We start from the raw sequence: 3515 nt of genomic DNA on the forward strand, positions 1-3515 counted from the left end.
TATGATCGCTATCACAGCGCGTATTTAACGGCGGCGCGAATATCGTGCCCTTTCTTCGCGCAGAATAAACGGCAGGCGGAGAATTAAGTATAAAAAACGGGGCCGTGTCGGCCCCGTGGTTGACGGATTTCAGAAATTCCAGCTGAAGCCCGCGTTGACGCTGTTGTCCTGATAATTCCCGGAGAGCAGGCCGCTGTAGCCCAGCGACAGCCGGGCGTTGCTGTTGATCGCCACCTCGGCGCTGGCTTTGAGCACCGCCCCGTCGCGCGAGGCGGAGACGCTGTTTACCACAAACGGCGTATCGCTGCCGTTGAACTTCAGCCCAACGCCGCGATCGAGGTCGCCGTATTGATGCTGCCAGCCCAGCTCGGCGCGCAGCGCCACCGCCGTTTCACGGGTGACGTTCCATTGGACATCACTGCGCAGGCCCAGGGTGGAGAGCGTGGCGTCGATATGCTGCTTGTCGCCATGCAGCGCCGCTGCGCCGCCCTGCTCCGCGATGCGGTTGTTCTGGAAGTTGACGTAAGAGAGATTGGCGAATGGCTCCAGGCTCACCGGTCCGGCCGGAATGCGGTAGCCCGCTTCGGCGAAGAATTGCTCGGTGCGCGCGCTGTACTGCGCGCTGGCGCGGTCGGACTGGCTGCCGTAACGCACGGCGCGCGAGGTATCGAAACGGTGCAAGGTGTATCCTGCGCCGGCACGCAGCGCCAATGAACCGTACTCTTTGCCGCCGTAGACGCCGAGATGATAGTTGTCGCTGTCGGCGTCTGAACCGTAGCCGCCATCCAGCGAGGTGCGGGTGTAGCCGGTCGCGACGCCCATGCGCCAGTCGTCCGCCCAGGCGGAGTCCAGCCCCAGCAGCACGCCCCAGGTCGAAGCCTGATAGCCGGTGGCGCTGTCGTCGCCGGAAGCGTGATCCCACGCGCCCAGCAGTTTCGCCCAGGCGCCGCCCTCGTCCGCCTTGATATCGTTGACGCCGCCCAGCCCTTCCGCCTGACGCAGGCGATCGTTGAGCGTGTCGCGCAGATAACGGCTGTCGTTGACCTGCGCCGACGCGATATCCGCATGCACCTGGCCGGAGAGCTGACGGAACGCCTGACGCGCCTCGCCCGCCGATCCGCTGAGCAGCAGGCTTTCATAGACCGGGTTGCCCGCGCCCAGCGCTTCCGCCGCCGCCGCGACCGCGCGCTCGTTATCGGAGGCCGCCACGCTGGCGAAGGTGGCGTCGTTGCGCCCGACCGTCAGCGAGACCTGGTTTGCCTGGTAGCCCAGCGTGGTGCCCAGGAAGGCGTAGCTCGGCAATGCGCTGGTAAAGGCGCCGCTGACGCCTTGCGTCGCCGTCAGGATGTTGTACTGACGTCCGGCAAGGCTTTGCACTTCGCTCTGGCTCAGCAGGTTAGCGCTGTTTTCCAGCGATACCGCCACCTCGCCGCCGTTAATGGTGATGGCGCGGCTGCTGGCGATGCGGTCGCTGCGGCCGTCCGGCGCCACTTCTACCGCGTAGCGCGAGCCTTCATCAAAGGTGACGTCGCCATCCACGTTCAGGGTGCCGATCGAGTTGCCCGGCGCCACGGTGCCGCCGCGCGCCACCCGTAAGGCCCCGATACTGCCGTTGCCGCCCAACACGCCCTGCCGCTGCACCGTGACGTCAGAGGTGAGCGAGCCGTTTACCGACAGCAGCCCGGCATTGACCAGCGTCGGGCCGCTGTAGGTGTTGCTGCCCGTGAGCCAGAGCGCGCCCGTGCCCTCTTTGGTCAGCCCGCCGTGGCCGGAAATGTCGTTCGACCAGACGTCGAAGCCGCACTGTACCTGATTGCAGAGGCGTGCATAGGGCGTGCCTTTATCCACTTCGGCGCCGATGCCGGGGATATTGGCGACAAACTGCGTCGGGCCGTAGGCGACGCCTTCCGGGTCCGGTATACGCAGCGCTTCGGGAATATCCTCGACGGTATAGAACATGCCCGGACCATCGATCGCCTTGCTCAGATCGATCATGCCCCAGCCGTAGAGCGCGTCGATGCCGGGATCGCCCATGTCGGTGGCGGTAGTTTTCAGTACCTGCGCCACCTGCGCGCCGGTCATATAAGGAAAGCGCTCCATCAGCACCGCGACGCTGCCCGCCACGTGCGGCGCCGCCATTGAGGTGCCGCTGTATTTGGCGTAGCCGGTGGTGAGGTTATCGACGCTGGTGCCTTCGATTATCGAGCTGTAGACGCGCGAGCCGGGGGCCGAGACGCAGAAGCTGGCGGTGTAGCCGCAGCGGGAGGAGAAGGTGCTGATAGTGTAAGGGGTGCCGTCGGCGGAGGCGGCATTCTGTTGCAGGCTGGCGACGGAGAGCCAGTTCGGCGCGATATCGGGCACAAAGTAAGCCAGCCCCGCCATCGCGTCCGGGTTGTTGAGGTTGTCATCATTGCCGGCGGCGAAAATGGTGACGATGCCGCTGCGCGCCGCATCAATCGCGCCCTGATAGGCGCCGCCCGGTACGGTGCCGAGGATCTGCTTAATCTGGTCAAACTGTTTCTGCGCGTCATTTACGGTGAAGTGCGGATAAGCGGGATTGCTGCCGCCCTCGGCGAATTTATCGGTGATGCCGATGCCCCAGCTATTGTTGATGATGCGTACGCCGCTTTCGCGCAGCGCATCCCAGCCCGCTTTATAGACCGCGCCGTCGTTGCCGAGGATAATGCCGTCTTCCGGGCCCGGATCGCCGTTTTCCGCGCTGACGATCTGCGCCCCCCACGCCACGCCGTGCATTTCGCCGCCGTCACGGCTGCCTGCCGCAATGCCGCCGACGTGAGTACCATGCGATCCCAGTTCGCCGTCGGAATCAACGCTCGGCGTGCCGTTATATTCAAACGGATCGCCTGCTTTTACCGGAATGTAGGGATCGGTATAGGCGCGGATGCCTTTGGTCACCAGGTTGATCACTTTATTCGCGCCGGAGAATTCCGGGTGCTTTGCGTAAACCGGCTGATCGAAGATCCCCAGTTTTACCCCTTTGCCGCTGTAGCCGGCGGCATAGGCCGCGTCAGCGTGAATCGCTCCCAGCCCCCATTCAGCGTTGAACTCGCTGCTGCGCCAGCTGGCTGGATTGCCCGCCGTGCCCTGCTCGATATAGCTGGCAGCCCCCGCCTGGCCCATCGATCCCAGGCATACCGCCATCGCCAGAACGCTTAAACGCGCGCGCCGCCCATCTGACTCAGGCGATAATACGCGCTGAGCCACAGTCAACCTGCTTCTTTTTACCATTGCAGATACCGTCCATTATTGGTTTTTAAACAAGGATTTTTAAAAGCGTTAAGTTTGCAAAAAAGAATGCGCCGCGCTGAATGCCTCGGCGCAAATATCAGGTAAAGCAGAAAAGTATTATTTCCGCCAGTTACATGCGGAAATATTGATACGTAAAAAGGTGATTTCACTCATACTATTTTCATATATCTTTATGATTAAGAAAAAAACAGAATAAAAAATAAAATAATCAACAACTAATTTATCAATTATGAATAGGAATCATC

The 3515-nt window shown here is 61.7% G+C and carries 1 protein-coding gene; it reads right to left on the reverse strand.

What is annotated here, in order from left to right:
- Positions 1-129 precede the first annotated feature (129 nt).
- Positions 130-3162 (reverse strand): autotransporter outer membrane beta-barrel domain-containing protein, encoded by a 3033-nt coding sequence (locus MYY08_RS16130; RefSeq protein ID WP_288014924.1) that lies wholly within the window; start codon positions 3160-3162, stop codon positions 130-132.
- Between the last annotated feature and the right edge of the window lie 353 nt (positions 3163-3515).

Source organism: Mixta sp., from assembly GCF_024610815.1.
Lineage (GTDB): Bacteria > Pseudomonadota > Gammaproteobacteria > Enterobacterales > Enterobacteriaceae > Mixta > Mixta calida.

Excerpts from the sequence above, each read along its gene's own strand:
- MYY08_RS16130 (WP_288014924.1), bottom strand. The coding sequence starts at position 3,162 with ATGGCGGTATGCCTGGGATCGATGGGCCAGGCGGGGGCTGCCAGCTAT.